This window comes from Streptomyces brasiliensis (genome assembly GCF_014647875.1).
Taxonomy (GTDB): Bacteria; Actinomycetota; Actinomycetes; order Streptomycetales; family Streptomycetaceae; genus Streptomyces; species Streptomyces brasiliensis.
Map to the genome: position 1 here is coordinate 160,075 of NZ_BMQA01000005.1, position 18,091 is coordinate 178,165.

Here is an 18,091-nt window from a genome sequence, read left to right on the forward strand (position 1 = left end):
ATGACGGACCCCGTGTCGGTGGAGGCGAAGCGCGGGCCCCTGGTGCCCATCGGACAGTCGCCCCGCAACCAGCGTGAGACGGTGCTGCGCAAGCTGCTGTGGATCGGCGTCTGGCTCGTCTTCCTCGGCTCGCCGGTCCGCGACCTCGTCGCCGGGAACCACAGCACCGGCGGCACCGTCGTGGGCTGGCTGGGCCTCGCGGTGTTCGTCGGCGTCTATCTGACGCTGGTCTTCCGGAACATGGGGACGCCGTTCACCATGCCGCTCGTCGTCGGCCTGCTCGTCGTCCTCGCCATGCTCGCGACCGCGTTGTCGCTCACCCTCGGCGGCTCCTGGCTCGGCCTCTACTGCTACGTCTCGGTGGCCTGCGGAGCGACCCTGCCGCTGAGGGTGGCCTACGGCGCCGTCCCGGCGACGGCCGGCCTGATGCTGGCCGTGGGCGGCCACGTCGGTCCGGACGTGGCCCGCGAGCTGGTCCTGCTGGTGCTGCTGATCGGCTTCGCCATGTCCGGCGTCGGCCAACTCGTGCGTACGACCATCGAGTTGCGCAGGGCCCGTGCCACCGTCGCCCAGCTCGCCGCCAACGAGGAGCGCCTGCGCCTCGCCCGCGACCTGCACGACCTGCTCGGCCACTCGCTCTCCCTGATCACGCTGAAGAGCGAGCTGGCGGGCCGGATGCTGCCCGACCACCCCGCGAAGGCCGCCCAGCAGGTCGCCGACATCGAGCAGGTCAGCCGCCAGGCCCTGGTCGACGTGCGCGAGGCGGTCACCGGCTACCGGCGCCCGCGCCTGGTCGCCGAACTTGCCGGGGCCCAGGTCGCCCTGACCGCCGCGGGAGTCGTCGTCGAGGCCCCGGCCGACCCCGACCTCACCGGCGTCCCCGAGGAGGCCGAGTCCGCGCTCGCCTGGGCGCTGCGCGAGGCCGTCACCAACGTCGTACGGCACAGCGGTGCCCGGCGCTGCACGGTGGAGGTGCTGCGCCGCCAGACCCTGGACGGCCCCGTCCTCGAGCTCTCCGTCGAGGACGACGGCTCGGGCGGCTCGGGCAAGGGGCCCGGCAACGGCCTGACCGGTCTGACCGAGCGCCTGGAGAAGGCGGGCGGCAGCCTGGAGGCGGGCCGGATCAGGCACGGCTTCCGGCTCGTCGCCCGCGTGCCCGCGGCCCCGTCCGTGGACGTAGGATCCCGGGCATGAGCAGCACGATCAAGGTCCTCCTCGCCGAGGACCAGTCGATGGTCCGGGAGGCCCTGGCCGCCCTGCTCGGCCTCGAGGACGACATCGAGGTCGTCGCCCAGGTCGCCCGCGGCGACGAGGTGCTGGCCGCCGCGCGGGAGCACGGTGTCGATGTCGCGTTGCTCGACATCGAGATGCCGGGCTGCACCGGCATCGAGGCCGCGGCCGAGGTCCACCGGGAACTTCCCGCGGTCAAACTGGTCGTGCTCACCACGTTCGGGCGCCCCGGCTATCTGCGCAGCGCCATGGAGGCGGGCGCCGACGCCTTCCTGGTCAAGGACGCCCCCGCCGCCCAACTCGCCGAAGCGGTTCGCAAGGTGCTTGCCGGCGAGCGGGTCATCGACCCCACCCTCGCGGCGGCGGCCCTGGCCGAGGGCGCGAACCCCCTCACCGACCGCGAGCGCGAGGTGCTGCGCACGGCGGCCGACGGCTCGACCAACGCGGAACTCGCCCGGACCCTGCACCTCTCCCAGGGCACGGTCCGCAACTACCTCTCCACGGCCATCCAGAAACTGGCGGTGCGCAACCGCGCGGAGGCGGTCAGGACGGCACGGGAGAAGGGCTGGCTGTAGCGGGTTCCGATCCGGGCTCGGGTCCAGGTTCGCATCCGGGTCCAGGTTCGCATCCGGGTCCGGGCTCGGGTCCGGTTCCGCTCGGCTCAGTTGAGCTTGGCGCGGGCCGCGTTCGCCTGCCGGCGCACTCGCTGCGCGGTAGGTTCGTCGACCGCTGACACCAGCTCCGCATAGGCATCGAGTTCGGCGGCTCCGGTAATGAACTCACCGCGCTCGACGAGCAGTTGGGCCCGCTCGTAGCGCAGCCGGGCCGGATGCGAGGGCAGCAGCAGGGACAACTCCACGGCCCACAGGGCGACATCGGAGCGCTCCGGCCGCGCGGCGGCCCAGGCCCGGATGTTGTTCAGGATGCGCCGTACGACGTCCACGGGCGTCGCGGGCACGAGCATCGACGCGTGCAGCGGCGCGCCGGTGGCCCCTGCGACCAGCAGCTCGGCATCGGTACCGGTGAGCACCCGCCCCCCGGCGAACGGATCGGCCAGGACCTGCTCCTGCGCCGGCCCGAACCCGACCACGAAGTGCCCCGGCAGCGCCACCCCGTACACCGGGGCCCCGGCCCGCCTGGCCACCTCCATCCACACGACCGACAGCAGGATCGGCAGCCCACGCCGCCGCCGCAGCACCTCGTGCAGCAGGGACGACTCCAGCCGCTGGTAGTCCGCCGGCACCCCACCGAACTCGCAGCGCACCCCGAGCAGCTGATGCGTGGCGTCGGCCCAGGCGAGGGGCCCACCGGGCCGGTACGGCAACTGTCCCGCCAGCCGGTCCAGCTCCAGCTGAGCGGCATCCATCCCGGCCTCGTCGAGCGCCCCGTCCGCCTCGGCGCCGATCAGCAGACAGAGCGTCGCGAGATCGGGTCGCTCGGCCCGCGCCTCGTCACCGAACCGCAGCCGCAGTTCGGCGGAACGGTCCGGGGGCGGGGGATAGGGCGGAGGCATGGCGGACCGGTGCCCTTTCACGACGTTCCGTGCGGCCGGGTCGCGCCGAGGGGGGCCGGCTCGGGAGACGGGCCGGGGACGCCGGGCTTGTCGTCGCCCATGGGGTGGCGCTCGGCGTGGCCGGCCGCATCCGGCTCGTCGTGACCGACGGTGCGCGGCTTGCGGTGGTGCCCGGCGGCATCCGCCCCGCCGAGGTGCCCGACGGCATCCGGCTCCCGGTAGTGGTGGTACGCGTGATGCGCAGCGAAGCCCAGCCTGTCGTACAGCGCCCGCGCCCCCGCGTTGTCCGTCTCGACCTGGAGCCACGCCGCCGAGGCGCCCTCCTCCAGTGCCCGTCGGGCCAGCGCCGCCATCACCTCCGTGGCCAGGCCCCGGCGCCGCACGGCCGGGTCCACCTCGACGGCGCCGAACCCGGCCCACCGTCCGTCCACGACACACCGCCCGATCGCGGCGGGGGCATCCCCGTCCGCGCCGGGCACGCTCGCGAACCACACCGAAGGCCCGCTCCCCAGCACCCGCAGGGCCACCTCGCTCACCCCCTTGCGCTGATACCTGGCCAACCATGCCTCGTCCGCCGTGCGGGACAGGACCACCCCGCTGCCCTCGGCCCGGTCCGCGACCGGCGCCAGGGCGCCCGTCCACAGCTCGGCGGTCACCTCGCGCACCCAGCCGCGCCGCTCCAGCTCCGCGCAGAGCAGCTCCTGCGTGCCCTCCGCGCCGGTCGCGGTCTGGATGTACGCGGGCAGTCCGCGCCCGCCGTACCAGCGTCGTACGGCCTCCAGGGCCGCGTCGAGCGGAAGCCCCGGGTCGCCGAGCGGCAGCACGCTGTTGGCCCGCCGCGTGAACCCGTCGGCGGCCCGCAGCTCCCACTCGCCGAGCCACTCGCTCTCCACCGGCCGCCACCCCCGAGAGGTGACGCGCGCCAGTTCCTCGTACGTCGCCGCTGGACCGCGCCGACGGGCCGGAGCAGCCGGTACAACCTTGCCCGCCACCAGCGAGGACTCCGCAATCCGGACGGTCTTCCCGTCCTTCCGTGTGATCAGCAGCACACCGTCGTCCCAGGATGTGAGAACACCCACCGTGTCGGTGAACTTTTCGACCGACGCTCCCGGTTGGCTCAAGCACCGTACAGAGACTCGTTTACCCACGTCAGCAGCGGTGATACGGACCTCGAGTCGCCCGGTCGCAGAGATTTCCACGGGTCTGTTCACCCCTCCTGTTCGGATCATGCCCAAGAACGGAGATACTAGGGGCGGGCATCGACGACGCCGCGCTCCCGCGCGCCAGGCGGCGGAGCCTGCGGAGGCCCGCCAGCGCCCTATCGAGGAGGAACGACAGCGTGACCTACGTCATCGCGCAGCCTTGTGTCGACGTCAAGGACAAGGCGTGCATCGAGGAGTGCCCGGTCGACTGCATCTACGAGGGCCAGCGGTCCTTGTACATCCACCCGGACGAATGCGTCGACTGTGGTGCCTGTGAGCCGGTCTGCCCGGTCGAGGCGATCTTCTACGAGGACGACGTGCCGGAGGAGTGGAAGGACTACTACAAGGCGAACGTCGAGTTCTTCGACGAACTCGGCTCTCCCGGTGGCGCGAGCAAGCTCGGGCTGATCGAGCGTGACCACCCGGTCATCTCCGCGCTGCCGCCGCAGGCCGAGTAACCCCTACCGGCGACCCGCACTCGTGCCGCCTCGGTCCCGTACGGCCTGATCGCCCCGATCACCGCCGTACGGGACCGAGGCGTTCGCCGTTACCGACGAAAGTGAGCCAGATTCCCGTGTCCGCAGTCACCGACCGCCTGCCCGCCTTTCCCTGGGACAAACTGGAACCGTACAAGGAGACCGCCCAGGCGCACCCGGACGGCATGGTCGACCTCTCCGTCGGCACGCCGGTGGACCCGGTCCCCGACCTGATCCAGAAGGCCCTGATCGACGCGGCCGACTCGCCAGGCTATCCGACGGTCTGGGGCACGCCTGCGCTGCGCGACGCGATCACCGGCTGGGTCGAGCGCCGCCTCGGCGCCCGCGGGGTCACCCACCGCCACGTCCTGCCGATCGTCGGCTCCAAGGAACTCGTCGCCTGGCTCCCCACCCAGCTCGGCCTCGGCCCCGGCGACAGGGTCGCCTACCCGCGTCTGGCCTACCCGACGTACGAGGTCGGCGCCCGCCTGGCCCGCGCGGACCACGAGGTCTACGACGAACCCACGGACCTCGACCCGACGAACCTGAAGCTGCTCTGGCTCAACTCCCCGTCGAACCCGACGGGCGAGGTGCTGAGCAAGGAGAAGCTGAAGCGGACGGTCGCGTGGGCCCGCGAACACGACGTCCTGCTCTTCTCCGACGAGTGCTACCTCGAACTGGGCTGGGAGGCCGACCCGGTCTCGGTCCTCCACCCGGACGTGAACGGCGGCTCGTACGACGGCATCGTCGCGGTCCACTCGCTCTCCAAGCGCTCCAACCTCGCGGGCTACCGCGCGGCCTTCCTCGCCGGCGACCCGGTGGTCCTGGGTCCCCTCCTGGAGATCCGCAAGCACGGCGGCATGATGACGCCGGCGCCCACGCAGGCGGCGGTCGTCGCGGCGCTGTCCGACGACACCCACGTGCGCGAACAGCGCGAGCGCTACGCGGGCCGCCGCACGGCCCTGCGTGACGCCCTGCTCGCCCACGGCTTCCGCATCGAACACAGCGAGGCCGGCCTCTACCTCTGGGCGACCCGCGACGAGTCCTGCTGGACGACGGTCGCCCACCTGGCCGATCACGGCATCCTGGTGGCCCCGGGCGACTTCTACGGCAAGGCCGGCGAAAACTTCGTCCGGGTGGCGCTGACGGCAACGGACGAGAGGGTGGCATCGGCGGTCAAGCGCCTGGCGAGCCAGTGCTGTGGCCGGGAAGGTTTGCCGGGCGTCGCGAGCCGGTGAACCTTTCCGGTCACAGCACCAGCAGCACCTACCTGGCTTCCTGCCCTCCTGGCCGCCCCGCCGTGCCGAGTCGTTCTGCAGGGCGCCAGGGAGGGTGGGCACGGCCTGCGGCACCGGGCGCCGGACAACGCCCCCGGCGCCCTGCCGACGGCGAGCACACAAGCAGACGGGGTCCAGGAAACCCCCGGACCCCGCAGCGACCGGCCGAAGCCAGGCGCTAGCCGAGCGGCAGGGACGACGTCGGCAGCCCACCCTTCGTCACCGAACCGGCCGTGGCCCCGAGGATGTCCCCCGCGGACCCGGCCGCCTGCCGCGCAGTGGGCGCCGCCTTCTTCACGGCCTTGCCGACCGCCGGCACCGCCTTCTGGACCGCCTGGCCACCGGTGGTACCGGCGACCCCGGTGACGTGCTGCGCCGCACCGTCGACGGTGTTGCCGACGCTCGCCGTGTCCAGGGCGGTCAGCCCGCCGAGGTTCGGGGTGGCCGGGAGGCTCGGCGCCGCGCCGGCGGAGCCGGCCGCGCCGACCCCGGCAGCCGCTCCCGCTGCGACGAGCAGCGCGGTACGGGCGATCCGGCGGGTCAGGGGGAGGGACATGATGCTCCATTCGACGGGAGAACGATGAACGGTCCTGCTGAACTGTCCTGACGCGCCCGGTGGTTGATCCCCACGCGCTGATCGTCCGGGCTCGGACGCAGTGACTACCGCTCGAAGCCGCCGAAGGTTGCGGAGCCCAAAGGCAAAGAATTGATAACGCGTCGCATTATCGGGTGTGGATAAAAACGGACAAAGAGCGCCGCACCGAGGAGTTGCAGGACCCTTACGTCCCCGTGTTTCCAAGGGCTTTCACGATCACGGGAGTGACGTCGCGAAAACCTGCACGCACGACACCCCGGCGTACCCGCCGCAACCCGTCGGAGTGATCCCTCGTACTACTGCCCGGTCACGATCTGGACGGACCCGACCGACCTCTCCGCACCGGCCGCGCCTCCCGTCCGGCTGCCGCGCCACCGGCTGTCCGTGCTCCCGGCGGTCCACTCGCGACCGGCGTACACCACCTGACGGATGTGCAGCGCCGTGGAGTTGGCCACCGCCCAGTGGGCCAGCTGCCAGCCGCGCTCCCGCTCGCTGCGTCCGGCCGCGTCCGTCTGCGCGCCGTCCGGCACCGGGACGGTCACCGTCCGGCCCTGGGCCTCCGCGGCCACGCTCGGCGTGGGCGTCGGCGTGCTTCGTGCGGAGCCCACCTCCGCCCCGGCCTCCTGGAGCGCGTCGCGGCCGAAGTCCCGTACCAGCGCGGCCCGTACGGCGTCCGGCCCCGTGGCCGTGGCCGCGGCCTCGGCGCTCGTACCGGTGCCGGTCCTCTGACGCCCCTCGCAGGTCAGCGAGGCGGCCGTCCGCCCGGTCAGCGCGGCGGCCAGCAGGGCGGCGTCCGGCTCGTGCTTGGCGTACGCCTCCGGGTAGCCGCTGCGCTGCACGCGCTGCGCGGCCACGGTCAGCGGAAGGTCCTGGTAGTCGGGCACCTTGGCCAGGTGCTCGTAGAACATGCCGGCCGCGTACGACGGGTCCATGATCTGCTTCTCGGTGCCCCAGCCCTGCGAGGGCCGCTGCTGGAACAGGCCCAGTGAGTCCCGGTCGCCGTGCTCGATGTTGCGCAGCCCGGACTCCTGCAGCGCTGTCGCCAGCGCGATGGCCACGGCCCGCTGCGGCATGCCGCGCCCGGTGCCGACGGCGGCGATCGTGGCCGCGTTCACCGCCTGCTCGGGCGTGAACTCGTACGCCTTGCCGTCGGCTCTGCCCGAGACCACCTTGCAGCCCGGAGCACCCGTACCTCCGGTGACGTACTGCACCACGAGATAGCCCGCGAGGGCGAACAGGACCATGAGGGCCGCGCCGAAACGCAAGAGGCGGCCTCGACGACGCTTGGGAGAGGTGAGGGACGGCTCTGGCACGCGTACAAGGTACTGGAGACCCCCGGGGCGTCAGTGGCGGGTGTGGCGCCTTTTGCGGCCCTGTGCGGGCGGGTGGCGCGTTAGGGTCGGGACCATGGCCGACACCACACTTGACCTCACGCAGGATGCCGCGGCGCTCACCGCGCAGCTCGTCGACTTCCCCTCGGAGAGCGGCACCGAGAAGCCGCTCGCGGACGCCATCGAGACGGCCCTGCGCGCCCTGCCGCACCTCACGGTCGACCGGTACGGCAACAACGTGATCGCCCGGACGAACCTGGGCCGTGCGGAGCGGGTGATCCTGGCCGGCCACATCGACACCGTCCCCATCGCCGACAACGTCCCCTCGCGCCTGGACGACGACGGTGTCCTGTGGGGCTGTGGCACGTGCGACATGAAGTCGGGCGTCGCGGTCCAACTGCGCGTCGCGGCAACGGTCCCCGCCCCGGCCCGCGACCTGACCTTCGTCTTCTACGACAACGAGGAGGTCGCCGCCGAGCTGAACGGCCTCAAGCACGTGGCCGAGGCCCACCCGGAGTGGCTGGAGGGCGACTTCGCGGTGCTCCTCGAGCCCTCGGACGGTGAGGTCGAGGGCGGCTGTCAGGGCACCCTGCGCGTCCTGCTGAAGACGGAGGGCGAACGGGCCCACTCGGCACGCAGCTGGATGGGTTCCAACGCCATCCACGCGGCGTCCCCCGTCCTGGCCCGCCTCGCCGCGTACGAGCCGCGCTACCCGGTGATCGACGGCCTGGAGTACCGCGAGGGCCTGAACGCGGTCGGCATCTCGGGCGGGGTCGCGGGCAACGTCATCCCCGACGAGTGCGTGGTCACGGTCAACTTCCGCTACGCGCCCGACCGCACCGAGGAGGAGGCGATCGCCCACGTCAGGGAGGTCTTCGCGGACTGCGGTGTGACGGACTTCGTGGTCGACGACCACAGTGGCGGCGCACTGCCCGGCCTGTCCCACCCGGCCGCCGCGGCCTTCATCGAGGCGGTAGAGGGCACCCCGCAGCCGAAGTACGGCTGGACGGACGTCTCCCGCTTCTCGTCCCTGGGCATCCCGGCGGTCAACTACGGCCCCGGAAACCCGCACTTGGCGCACAAGCGGGACGAGCGGGTGGACACGCGAAAGATCCTGGCGGCGGAGGAACGCCTGGTCGCTTGGCTGACGAACTGACCGACTGGACGAACTGACGGGACCGAGGGGCCGGGACAGGGCGCTTCACGGCGGACATGTCCAGGTCCCCCGCCCGTAACCGGCGTCGATCTACCCTGACCCGGAAGGTCCTGCAAGTGGAGGGAGCGCACATGCCTACTGGCAACCCCGAGGGCAAGAAGCAGCCTCCGGAGGAGCAGCGGCTGGGCCCTGTCCTCCGCAGGCGCGGCCAGGTGACGGCGAGCACGACGGACCAGCGGCTGCTGGACGCGGGCGGCCCGTCGGACTGGGTCCACACGGACCCCTGGCGCGTGCTGCGCATCCAGTCGGAGTTCATCGAGGGCTTCGGCACGCTCGCCGAACTCCCGCCCGCGATCAGCGTGTTCGGCTCGGCGCGCACACCCGTGGACTCGTCGGAGTACGACGCCGGCGTGCGCCTGGGCCGCGGGCTGGTCGAGGCCGGCTGGGCGGTCATCACAGGCGGTGGCCCCGGCGCCATGGAGGCGGCGAACAAGGGCGCCCTCGAGGCGGGCGGCGTCTCGGTCGGCCTGGGCATCGAGCTCCCCTTCGAGCAGGGCCTCAACCCCTACGTCGACATCGGCCTGAACTTCCGCTACTTCTTCGTCCGCAAGATGATGTTCGTGAAGTACGCCCAGGGCTTCGTGGTCCTCCCCGGCGGGCTGGGCACCCTCGACGAGCTCTTCGAGGCCCTGACCCTGGTCCAGACCCAGAAGGTCACCCGCTTCCCGATCGTCCTCTTCGGCAGCGAGTACTGGGGCGGCCTGGTGTCCTGGCTCAAGAACACCCTGGTGGCCCAGGGCAAGGCAGCGGAGAAGGACCTCCTGCTCTTCCACGTGTCGGACGACGTGGAGGAGGCGGTGGCCCTGGTCTCCAAGGAGGCGGGCCGCTAGCGCGGGACTTCGGCCGAGGTTCCCTGTGGCCCCTCTTTTCGACGCCCCCGGCACTGTTGTCACCGCCCGGGGGCTGCCGCCCCCAGCCTCCGCGTCGGCCTGAACGGCCTCGTCCTCGAGCGCCGGACGGGCTGGATTCTCCGGGGAACCCTTCCAGCCCACCGAGTCGGCCGGGCGAGGGCAGGGGCCGGGCCTATGCCAAGCCCCGCCGCGCGACCCTGGGCTCACGCCACCCCGCGATCGCCCCCACCATCTCCAGCACCTGCCGGGTCTCCGCAACCTCGTGCACCCGGTACACCCGCGCCCCCAACCACGCCGACACCGCGGTCGTGGCCAGCGTCCCCACCACACGCTCCTTCACCGGCCGGTCCAGCGTCTCCCCGACGAAGTCCTTGTTGGACAGGGACACCAGCACGGGCCACCCCGTAGCCACCATCTCGTCCAGCCGTCGCGTCGCCTCCAGACTGTGCCGCGTGTTCTTCCCGAAGTCGTGCCCGGGATCGATCAGCACCGACTCCCGCGGCACCCCGAGGGCCACCGCACGCTCGGCCAGCCCCACGGTCACCCGGAGAATGTCGGCCATGACGTCGTCGTACGTCACCCGATGCGGCCGAGTCCGCGGCTGAGCCCCGCCCGCGTGCGTACACACCAGCCCCACCCCGTACCGCGCCGCGACCTCCGCGAGCCCGGGGTCCACCCCGCCCCACGCGTCGTTCAGCAGGTCCGCCCCGGCCTCGCACACGGCCTCGCCGACCGAGGCTCGCCACGTGTCCACGCTGATCACCACGTCGGGAAACCGCCGCCGTACCTCGGCCACGAACCCGACCGTCCGCCGCACCTCCTCCTCCGCGCTGACCTCGTCCCCCGGCCCGGCCTTGACCCCGCCGATGTCGATGATCGCGGCCCCCTCGGCCACCGCCTGCTCCACGCGCGCGAGCGCCGGCTCGTCACGGAACGTGGCTCCCTGGTCGTAGAAGGAGTCGGGGGTCCGGTTCACGATCGCCATGATCACCGGCTCGTGCGGCCCGAATTCCCGCCTGCCCAGCCTGAGCATCCCCTGTGACCTCTTCTCGTGCGTTCCGGCTTACGACCGCCTGCGACCCTAACTGTCAGCGTCGCATGGCACGATCGGACCCATACACATTCGACAGCGAGCACACCGGCTCGAGGTGCCCCACAGGCGCTGCAGGCGAGAGCCGGAAAAGAATGCCGACAAGGGGGCACCCAGCGATGGTCATGTTCTTGTTCCTGGTCCTCGCGCTGGCCGTCGTGGTCGCCGCGGTGACCCTCGCCGTGGTGGGCGGGGGCGAGAGCGCGCCCCTCCCGGAGGCGGCACCGGAGCGCCTGTGGGACCAGCTGCCCCCGGACCGCCCGCTCGGCCAGGCGGACGTGGAGAGCCTGCGTTTCCCGCTCGCCGCCCGCGGCTACCGCATGGCGGACGTGGACGACGTCCTCGGCCGCCTGGGCGCGGAACTCGCCGAGCGGGACGCCCGTATCGCCGACCTGGAGTCGGCCCTGGCCGGAGCCCGGGCCGCCGCCGCGCACACCCCGCATTCCGCGCCCCGCCACCGCTTCGACAAGCCCGCGCACCCCGAGGACCACCAGTGAGCGACGGCGCCGCGATCGCCGGGCCGGACGGCGTGCTGCGCTGCCCGTGGGCGCTGTCGACCGAGGACTACGTGACGTACCACGACGAGGAGTGGGGACGCCCCGTCCACGGCGACGACGCCCTCTTCGAGCGGCTCAGCCTGGAGGCGTTCCAGTCGGGCCTGTCGTGGATCACGATCCTGCGCCGCCGCCCGGGCTTCCGTACGGCCTTCGCGGACTTCCGGATCGAGAAGGTGGCGGCCTTCACCGACGACGACCGCGACCGCCTCCTCGCCGATCCCGGCATCATCCGCAACCGCGCGAAGATCGACGCCACGCTCGCCAACGCGCGCGTGCTCGCCGGCTGGGCCGCCGGCGAGCTGGACGAGCTGATCTGGTCCCACGCCCCGGCCCCTGCGACACGTCCGGCCCCCGAGTCCACCTCCGACGTCCCCGCGGTCACCCCGGAGTCGACGGCCCTGTCGAAGGCCCTGAAGAAGCGAGGCCTGCGCTTCGTCGGCCCGACGACGGCGTACGCGCTGATGCAGGCGTGCGGTCTGGTCGACGACCACCTGGCCGACTGCGCGAGCCGGAACAGAAAAACCGCGAGCTGACGCCTAGTGCTGTGGCCGGGAAGGTTTGCCGGGGGTCGCGAGCCGGTGAACCTTTCCGGTCACAGCACTAGCGGCCCAGGTACTTCGGCTTCTCCTTGTTCACGAACGCCTGGACCGCGATCGTGTGGTCCTCGGACCGTCCCGCCCGCACCTGGAGCTCCTCCTCCTTGTCGAGCGTCTCGTCCAGGGAATGCGTCAGCCCGTAGGCGACCGCCTCCTTGATCGCCGCGTAGGCCACCGTCGGCCCCTCGGCGAGCTTGCGCGCGACCCTCTCGGCCTCGGCCCGCAGCTCGGCCGCGGGTACCACCCGGTTGGCGATGCCCAGTTCGTACGCGTCCTGCGCGCTGATGCTGCGGGGGAAGAGCAGCAGGTCGGCGGCGCGCGCCGGGCCGACGACGCGCGGCAGCGTCCAGGAGATCCCGGAGTCGGCGGTCAGGGCGACACCCGCGAACGAGGTGTTGAAGGCCGCCGTGTCCGCCACCACCCGGTAGTCGGCCGCGAGCGCGAAGCCGAAGCCGGCCCCGGCCGCGACCCCGTTCACGGCGGCGACGACCGGCTTGGCCGCCCCGGCGAGGGCCCGCACGATCGGGTTGTAGTGCTCCCGCACCGTGCTCATAGTCTGCCCGGAGCCCGTCTCCCGGTCGGCCGCGAGCAGCCCGATGTGCTCCTTGAGGTCCTGGCCCACGCAGAACGCCCGGTCCCCGGCCGCGGTCAGCAGCACGGCCCGTACGGCGTCGTCGGCGGCGGCGGTCCGTACCGCGTCGCGAAGGGCGACCTTCGTCGCGATGTTCAGCGCGTTCATCGCCTCGGGGCGGTTCAGCGTGATCGTCGCGAGCCCGTCGCTCACCTCGTAGAGCACGGTGTCGGCCATGGCACATCCCCTCCGGTGTCGCGGCTCGGGCGAACCGCACGGTACGTCGTCGTCCGATCACAGCATGGCGGAGATCTCCGGCCAAGGGCCGGACCGGACGTGTGACCTGCGTCAAAGAATTTCGGAACCTATCAGCCTGGGTGGGGTGTCCGTGAGGTGGCGCAGTATCGCAGTCACATCGCCGAATTGAGTGGTTTTGCTCGCGCGCGTTGCCCAAGCGATGCCGACTGATGTTGGTCATCGGGTCCTGCGATGCGGGATAATGGCTTGGAAGCAATGTGTTCGATGCCGGTGTCGCGTGTCCCATGCCGGGCCGCGCGTGCCCTCCAGGGCCGTCGGCTTTGACGATGAGCTGGTTTCAGGAAGGGGAACGAGCATGGCGGCCATGAAGCCGCGGACGGGCGATGGCCCGCTCGAGGTGACCAAGGAGGGGCGGGGCATCGTCATGCGCGTTCCGCTCGAAGGCGGCGGTCGGCTCGTCGTCGAGCTGACCCCTGACGAGGCCGAAGCGCTCGGCGACGCCCTCAAGAAGGTCGTCGTCTGACGCGCAAGCGACCATGTCTTTTCGGCTGCCCCGGTACCGTACGCGGTGCCGGGGCAGCCGTATTCCGGGAGTGTGTACGGTCCTCACGACACGCGGGCGTGCCGGTCAGCGCTTGACCGCGCACAGCAGTCCGTCACCGACCGGCAGCAGCGACGGCATCAGCTCCTGGCTCTCCCGCACCGTGCGCAGAAGCTCCCGCAGCCGCAGTACCTCGGTGGGCTGGGGCCCCGAGTCGACGGTGCGGCCGTTGGCGAAGACGCCCTCGAAGACCACCAGGCCGCCGGGCCTCAGCAGGCGCAACGATTCAGCTAGGTAGTCGAGGTACTCCAGTCGGTCGCCGTCGCAGAAGACCAGGTCGTAGCCCGCGTCCGCGAGGCGTGGGAGCACGTCCAGGGCGCGGCCCGGGATGAAGCGGGCACGGTTGCTGGCGAAACCGCAGGCGCGGAAGGCCTGCCGGGCGAACTGCTGGTGCTCCGGCTCGGGGTCCACGGTGGTCAGCACCCCGTCCGGCCGCATGCCGGCCAGCAGATGCATGCCGGAGACGCCGCAGCCGGTGCCGATCTCGGCGACCGCCTTCGCGCCCACCGAGGCGGCCAGCAACCGCAGGGCGGCGCCCGTGCTGGGCGAGACCGAGCGCAGCCCGGCCTCGCGGGCCCGTTCGCGGGCCCAGCGCAGCGCGTCGTCCTCGGCGACAAAGGCGTCGGCGAACGCCCAGCTCGTCTGCCGGTTGCCGGTAATGACCCTCTCCTGTCCCCGTGGTTGCCTCGGCGTGACTGTATCCGTTGCCCACGGGAACCCGCAGATGGGACCGGGCGTTTATAGGGATGAGCCGGTGGTGGAGGGCGCGACGGGGGTAGGAGATGGAAGAGGACGCCGAGCAAGTGCTGACGCAGCCGCACGAGCCGTATCAGCCCAGATCAAATTCTCGTAAAACCGCTTATCCGGAGCTAACGGGCGAGGTGGCTATGGTAGGGGCTCCACTGGACACCACCAGAGCCGACAGGGGAGGTGCGGCTGCGCCTGTGGATCGGGGAGGAGTGCTGCGGCGCTTTCTCGGGTCGGCAGGCAGGCCGAAATCCGTGAACGACACCGCTGCTGACCACAGCCACGCCGCCGGCAGCCCTGCCGCGGGCGAGGCCCAGACCGCGACCTTCGCCACCGACGCGGACGGGCAGGCGTGGACTCCGCCCACGTGGGAGGAGATCGTCAGCATGCACAGCGGCCGGGTCTACCGCCTGGCCTACCGCCTCACGGGCAACCAGCACGACGCCGAGGACCTCACCCAGGAGGTCTTCGTCCGGGTCTTCCGCTCCCTGTCGACGTACACGCCGGGCACCTTCGAGGGCTGGCTGCACCGCATCACCACGAACCTCTTCCTGGACATGGTCCGGCGCAAGCAGCGCATTCGCTTCGACGCGCTGGGCGAGGACGCGGCCGAGCGGCTGCCCAGCCGCGAGCCCACGCCCCAGCAGGCTTTCAACGACGCCCACTTCGACGCGGACGTCCAGCAGGCCCTCGACACCCTCGCGCCCGAGTTCCGGGCGGCGGTCGTCCTGTGCGACATCGAAGGACTGTCGTACGAGGAGATCGCCGCGACCCTCGGTGTGAAGCTCGGCACGGTCCGCTCCCGGATCCACCGCGGCCGCTCCCAGCTCCGCAAGGCGCTCGCGCACCGGGCCCCCGAGGCGCGCGCGGCCGAGCGCCGGTCCTTCGTGGCCCGCGTTCCCGCTCTGGGAGGAGGGGGCGCGACCGCGTGAGTGGATCATGGCCGAAAGCTGCGGGGGGACACCTCGCAGAGCAGCATCTGGGAGACCGGCTCTCCGCCCTGGTGGACGGGGAGCTCGGTCATGAGTCGCGTGAGCGCGTCCTGGCCCACCTGGCCACCTGTGCCAAGTGCAAGGCCGAGGCGGACGCCCAGCGCCGACTGAAGAACGTCTTCGCGGAGGCGGCACCCCCGCCCCCCTCCGAGAGCTTCCTGGCCCGCCTCCAGGGGCTCCCCGGGGGAGGTGACCCCGACGCGGGCTCACCGCTGGGCGGAGGAGCCTTCCTCGGCGGGTCCGCCGAGGAAGGCGTCTTCGACGTGCCCTCGCAGGACCGTTTCGAGTTCGGTTACGTGCCCGTCCGCCCGCACGGCACGTCCGTGGACCGCGGCTTCCGCATCCACCCCGTCGGCCACCCTTCCGCCGACCGGGGCGCCTCGCGCGGGATGCGGTTCGCGTTCGTCGCGGCGGGGGCGGTGTCACTGGCCGCGGTCGCGCTGGGCGGCGTGACCACGGGCATCCCCGGTGATTCCGCCGCCGACGCCCGTGGCGGCTCGGGCGCGGGCAGCAATGTCACCCCGGCGCGTACGGCGGGCTCAGGCGGGGCGACCGAGACGCAGCGCCGGCGCGCCGTCGGACCGCTCCTCGTGCAGGGCACGGTGCTCGGCGCGACACCAGCGGCACCGACCTCGGTGTCCGCGCCGCTGCTGCCCGGAGTACCGGCGCCGGCCGGTGCGCCGGGCCAGGAGGCCGTGCACAGGCTGACCGCGCCACTGATGGCCGGTGCGGCCGCCGTATCGCCCCTGATACGGCCGCTCGACACGAACCCGCCGATCGCCCTGACCGCGTGGACCACGACTCCCCAGCCCGCCACGCCCGGTCTGCTCGCCGCACCCGTCCCCGACACGACCTCCACCCCCTCCGCTTCCTCCGCCTCCCACCCGGCTCCCTGACCGGTCCCTGCGCGACGGCCCACGAACCTGGTTGAATCCTGTGAAGTGCCGTGCCCACGGCGGAGATCCGGGGCGCGCAGGAGACATCCGTGGCCCAGCCGACACGCGGGACCGCGGCCGGCCGTGGGGAGAGCATGAACGAGGCCAACCGTGACGCCGCGCTTGCCCCGACCGAGGGTTCGGACGGTGAGCGGGTGCCGGGTTCGGGGCCGGAGGGTGCGATGCGGGGGTCGGGTGGTGGGGCCCGTGGTGACGAGGGTGACTTCGAGCTGGCTCGGCCCGTGTCGGTCCGGGAAGCTTCCGGCGGCGGTCACGACGGGGATTTCGAGCTGACCGAACCGGCTTCCGAGCCCCTGGCCGACACGCCTGCTCCTGTGGCCCATGAGTCCATTCCCGAGGCCGACGTCTCCGTTCCCGTCGTCCCGCCGGCGGACCCCGTCGCGTCGGCAGACCGCCCCAAACCCCTGCACGACCCCGATCCCTACAGCACCCCGCCCTACGGCGACCCCGGTCCCTGGGCGCCCGCTCCACCGGTGCAGCACCCGGCGTCCACCCCGGCGCACGGGACGACGATCCCGGCACCGGGGCCCTCCGCCCCGGCCGGGCAATACCCCGCACCGGTGGCTTCCGCTCCGGTTCAGCAGACCCCCGTGCCGCCGCAGCCGAAGCCGCCCTTCACAGCCGTACCCACACCCGCGGCACCCGAGGACGTCGCACACACGCCCACGGTGCCCGGCCCCGCGGCCACCCCGGCCCCACCCGCCGACCCCGGCTCCGTCGCCGCGCTCCCACCCGCCGGCCCCGAATCTGCCGCCCCGTTCCCACCCCCCGACCCCGACCCGGCCAGCGCAGTCACCCCCCACCCCGGCCCCGACCCCTGGCGCCGCTACGACCCCTGGGCCGCCCCGGCCCCTCTCCAGCAGACCGGCGTGCCGGTTCTCAGCGTGCGGCAGCGGCGGCGGAGGGGCTGGAAAGTGGTCCTCGGTGGTGCTCTGGTCGTCGCTCTCGTGTCCGGCGGTGTCGGTGGGGTAGCGGGGGCCTATCTCGAGCGGAACGGGGGTGTGCGGGACGTACAGCTGCCGCAGGCCGGTAAGGAGCCCACCGACCGGCCCGCCGACAGCGTGGCCGGGATCGCCGCCCGCGCGCTGCCCGGCGTCGTCACCCTGCATGTGACCGGCAGCAGCGAGCAGGGCACCGGTACCGGATTCGTCCTCGACACCCGCGGCCACATCCTTACCAACAACCACGTGGTCGAGCCGGCGGGCGCGAATGGCGGGATAACCGTGACCTTCAGCAGCGGCGACACCGCCAAGGCCGAGGTGGTCGGCCGGGACAGCGGGTACGACCTCGCCGTCGTCCGGGTCCGCGGTGTGCACGGGCTCAGGCCCCTGCCCCTCGGCAACTCCGACAACGTGCAGGTGGGCGACCCCGTCGTGGCGATCGGCGCCCCCTTCGACCTCGCCAACACCGTCACCTCCGGCATCATCAGCGCCAAGGAACGGCCCATCACGGCCGGCGGCGGGAGCGGGGACGGCAGCGACGTGTCGTACGTGGACGCGTTGCAGACCGATGCCCCCATCAACCCCGGCAACTCCGGCGGCCCGCTGCTCGACGCCAAGGCCCGTGTCGTCGGCATCAACTCCGCCATCCGCTCCGCCGACGACGGCTCCGACACCGAGGACGGGCAGGCCGGTTCCATTGGACTCGGCTTCGCCATCCCCGTCAACCAGGCCAAACGCGTCGCCGAGGAGCTGATCAACAAGGGGAAGGCGACCCATCCGGTGATCGGGGTGACCCTCGACATGGGCTACGCCGACGACGGCGCCCGCATCGGCACCGAGGGCGGCGACGGCGGACCTGCGGTCACCCCGGGCGGCCCCGGCGCCCGCGCCGGACTCGAGCCCGGCGACGTCATCACCGAGGTCGACGGACTGCGCGTCCACTCGGGCGAGGAACTGATCGTCAAGACACGCGCCCACCGCCCCGGCGACCGGCTCGCCCTGACCGTCGAGCGCGACGGCAAGGAGCGGCGGGTCTCACTCGTTCTCGGCTCGTCCGACCGGAACTGACCCGATCTGACGGAAACCTCACC

Annotated in this window: 18 protein-coding genes and 1 pseudogene; 12 read left to right on the forward strand and 7 right to left on the reverse strand. The window is 72.3% G+C overall.

Annotation, left to right across the window (positions count from 1 at the left end):
* A complete protein-coding gene (locus IEZ19_RS10125) occupies positions 1-1,194 on the forward strand; it encodes a sensor histidine kinase (RefSeq protein WP_189310951.1) in 1,194 nt (397 codons plus the stop codon).
* The gene (locus IEZ19_RS10130) at positions 1,191-1,805 is read left to right on the forward strand and encodes a response regulator transcription factor (RefSeq protein ID WP_189310783.1); all 615 of its coding nucleotides are present in this window, start codon (positions 1,191-1,193) and stop codon (positions 1,803-1,805) included. The genes IEZ19_RS10125 and IEZ19_RS10130 overlap by 4 nt, the downstream gene beginning before the upstream one ends.
* Before the next feature lie 86 nt (positions 1,806-1,891).
* On the opposite strand, the gene IEZ19_RS10135 is transcribed toward IEZ19_RS10130, so the two are convergent.
* Entirely contained in the window at positions 1,892-2,743 is an 852-nt protein-coding gene (locus IEZ19_RS10135) for a transglutaminase family protein (protein WP_189310784.1), read from the reverse strand.
* A gap of 197 nt (positions 2,744-2,940) precedes the next feature.
* Positions 2,941-3,942, reverse strand: a pseudogene (locus IEZ19_RS10140) (GNAT family N-acetyltransferase); the annotation flags it as partial.
* 140 nt (positions 3,943-4,082) lie between these two features.
* Between IEZ19_RS10140 and fdxA the strand changes: the two are divergent.
* Positions 4,083-4,403 carry a ferredoxin gene (gene fdxA / locus IEZ19_RS10145; RefSeq protein ID WP_189310785.1) on the forward strand — a complete coding sequence of 107 codons (321 nt, stop codon included), beginning with the start codon at positions 4,083-4,085 and terminating at the stop codon, positions 4,401-4,403.
* Between the two features lie 116 nt (positions 4,404-4,519).
* Complete coding sequence (locus tag IEZ19_RS10150; RefSeq protein WP_189310786.1) at positions 4,520-5,659, forward strand: bifunctional succinyldiaminopimelate transaminase/glutamate-prephenate aminotransferase; 1,140 nt, start codon at positions 4,520-4,522, stop codon at positions 5,657-5,659.
* A gap of 217 nt (positions 5,660-5,876) precedes the next feature.
* Here IEZ19_RS10150 and IEZ19_RS10155 read toward each other — a convergent pair whose 3' ends face one another.
* Complete coding sequence (locus IEZ19_RS10155) at positions 5,877-6,254, reverse strand: ATP-binding protein (protein ID WP_189310787.1); 378 nt, start codon at positions 6,252-6,254, stop codon at positions 5,877-5,879.
* 335 nt (positions 6,255-6,589) lie between these two features.
* The gene (locus tag IEZ19_RS10160; RefSeq protein WP_189310788.1) at positions 6,590-7,606 is read right to left on the reverse strand and encodes a VldE C-terminal domain-containing protein; all 1,017 of its coding nucleotides are present in this window, start codon (positions 7,604-7,606) and stop codon (positions 6,590-6,592) included.
* A gap of 94 nt (positions 7,607-7,700) precedes the next feature.
* Between IEZ19_RS10160 and dapE the strand changes: the two genes are divergently transcribed.
* Together dapE and IEZ19_RS10170 are read left to right on the forward strand one after the other, a co-directional pair.
* The gene (gene dapE, locus IEZ19_RS10165; RefSeq protein WP_189310789.1) at positions 7,701-8,780 is read left to right on the forward strand and encodes a succinyl-diaminopimelate desuccinylase; all 1,080 of its coding nucleotides are present in this window, start codon (positions 7,701-7,703) and stop codon (positions 8,778-8,780) included.
* Positions 8,781-8,911: 131 nt separating this feature from the next.
* Entirely contained in the window at positions 8,912-9,670 is a 759-nt protein-coding gene (locus tag IEZ19_RS10170) for an LOG family protein (protein WP_189310790.1), read from the forward strand.
* 193 nt (positions 9,671-9,863) lie between these two features.
* Here IEZ19_RS10170 and folP read toward each other — a convergent pair whose 3' ends face one another.
* Positions 9,864-10,724, reverse strand: a complete 861-nt coding sequence (folP, locus tag IEZ19_RS10175; RefSeq protein ID WP_189310791.1) for a dihydropteroate synthase — start codon at positions 10,722-10,724, stop codon at positions 9,864-9,866.
* Positions 10,725-10,900: 176 nt separating this feature from the next.
* Between folP and IEZ19_RS10180 the strand changes: the two genes are divergently transcribed.
* A complete protein-coding gene (locus IEZ19_RS10180; RefSeq protein ID WP_189310792.1) occupies positions 10,901-11,278 on the forward strand; it encodes a DivIVA domain-containing protein in 378 nt (125 codons plus the stop codon).
* Positions 11,275-11,871: a DNA-3-methyladenine glycosylase I gene (locus IEZ19_RS10185; RefSeq protein ID WP_189310793.1), complete on the forward strand. Its 597-nt coding sequence runs from the start codon at positions 11,275-11,277 to the stop codon at positions 11,869-11,871. Before IEZ19_RS10180 ends, IEZ19_RS10185 begins: the two co-directional genes overlap by 4 nt.
* A gap of 67 nt (positions 11,872-11,938) precedes the next feature.
* Here the strand turns inward: IEZ19_RS10185 and chcB are convergent, their stop codons facing one another.
* Entirely contained in the window at positions 11,939-12,742 is an 804-nt protein-coding gene (chcB, locus tag IEZ19_RS10190) for a 2-cyclohexenylcarbonyl CoA isomerase (RefSeq protein WP_189310794.1), read from the reverse strand.
* Between the two features lie 376 nt (positions 12,743-13,118).
* Between chcB and IEZ19_RS10195 the strand changes: the two genes are divergently transcribed.
* On the forward strand, positions 13,119-13,286 hold the full coding sequence (locus tag IEZ19_RS10195; RefSeq protein ID WP_018544333.1) for a DUF3117 domain-containing protein: 168 nt from the start codon (positions 13,119-13,121) through the stop codon (positions 13,284-13,286).
* A 105-nt stretch (positions 13,287-13,391) separates the two neighbouring features.
* On the opposite strand, the gene IEZ19_RS10200 is transcribed toward IEZ19_RS10195, so the two are convergent.
* On the reverse strand, positions 13,392-14,090 hold the full coding sequence (locus tag IEZ19_RS10200; RefSeq protein ID WP_308428945.1) for an O-methyltransferase: 699 nt from the start codon (positions 14,088-14,090) through the stop codon (positions 13,392-13,394).
* Between the two features lie 233 nt (positions 14,091-14,323).
* Between IEZ19_RS10200 and sigE the strand changes: the two genes are divergently transcribed.
* The 3 genes from sigE to IEZ19_RS10215 all read left to right on the forward strand — a co-directional run bounded on the left by sigE (position 14,324) and on the right by IEZ19_RS10215 (position 18,068).
* Entirely contained in the window at positions 14,324-15,043 is a 720-nt protein-coding gene (gene sigE / locus IEZ19_RS10205) for an RNA polymerase sigma factor SigE (protein ID WP_189310953.1), read from the forward strand.
* Entirely contained in the window at positions 15,040-15,999 is a 960-nt protein-coding gene (locus tag IEZ19_RS10210) for an anti-sigma factor family protein (RefSeq protein WP_189310795.1), read from the forward strand. Before sigE ends, IEZ19_RS10210 begins: the two co-directional genes overlap by 4 nt.
* Before the next feature lie 221 nt (positions 16,000-16,220).
* Positions 16,221-18,068, forward strand: a complete 1,848-nt coding sequence (locus IEZ19_RS10215; protein ID WP_189310954.1) for a S1C family serine protease — start codon at positions 16,221-16,223, stop codon at positions 18,066-18,068.
* Positions 18,069-18,091 lie beyond the last annotated feature (23 nt).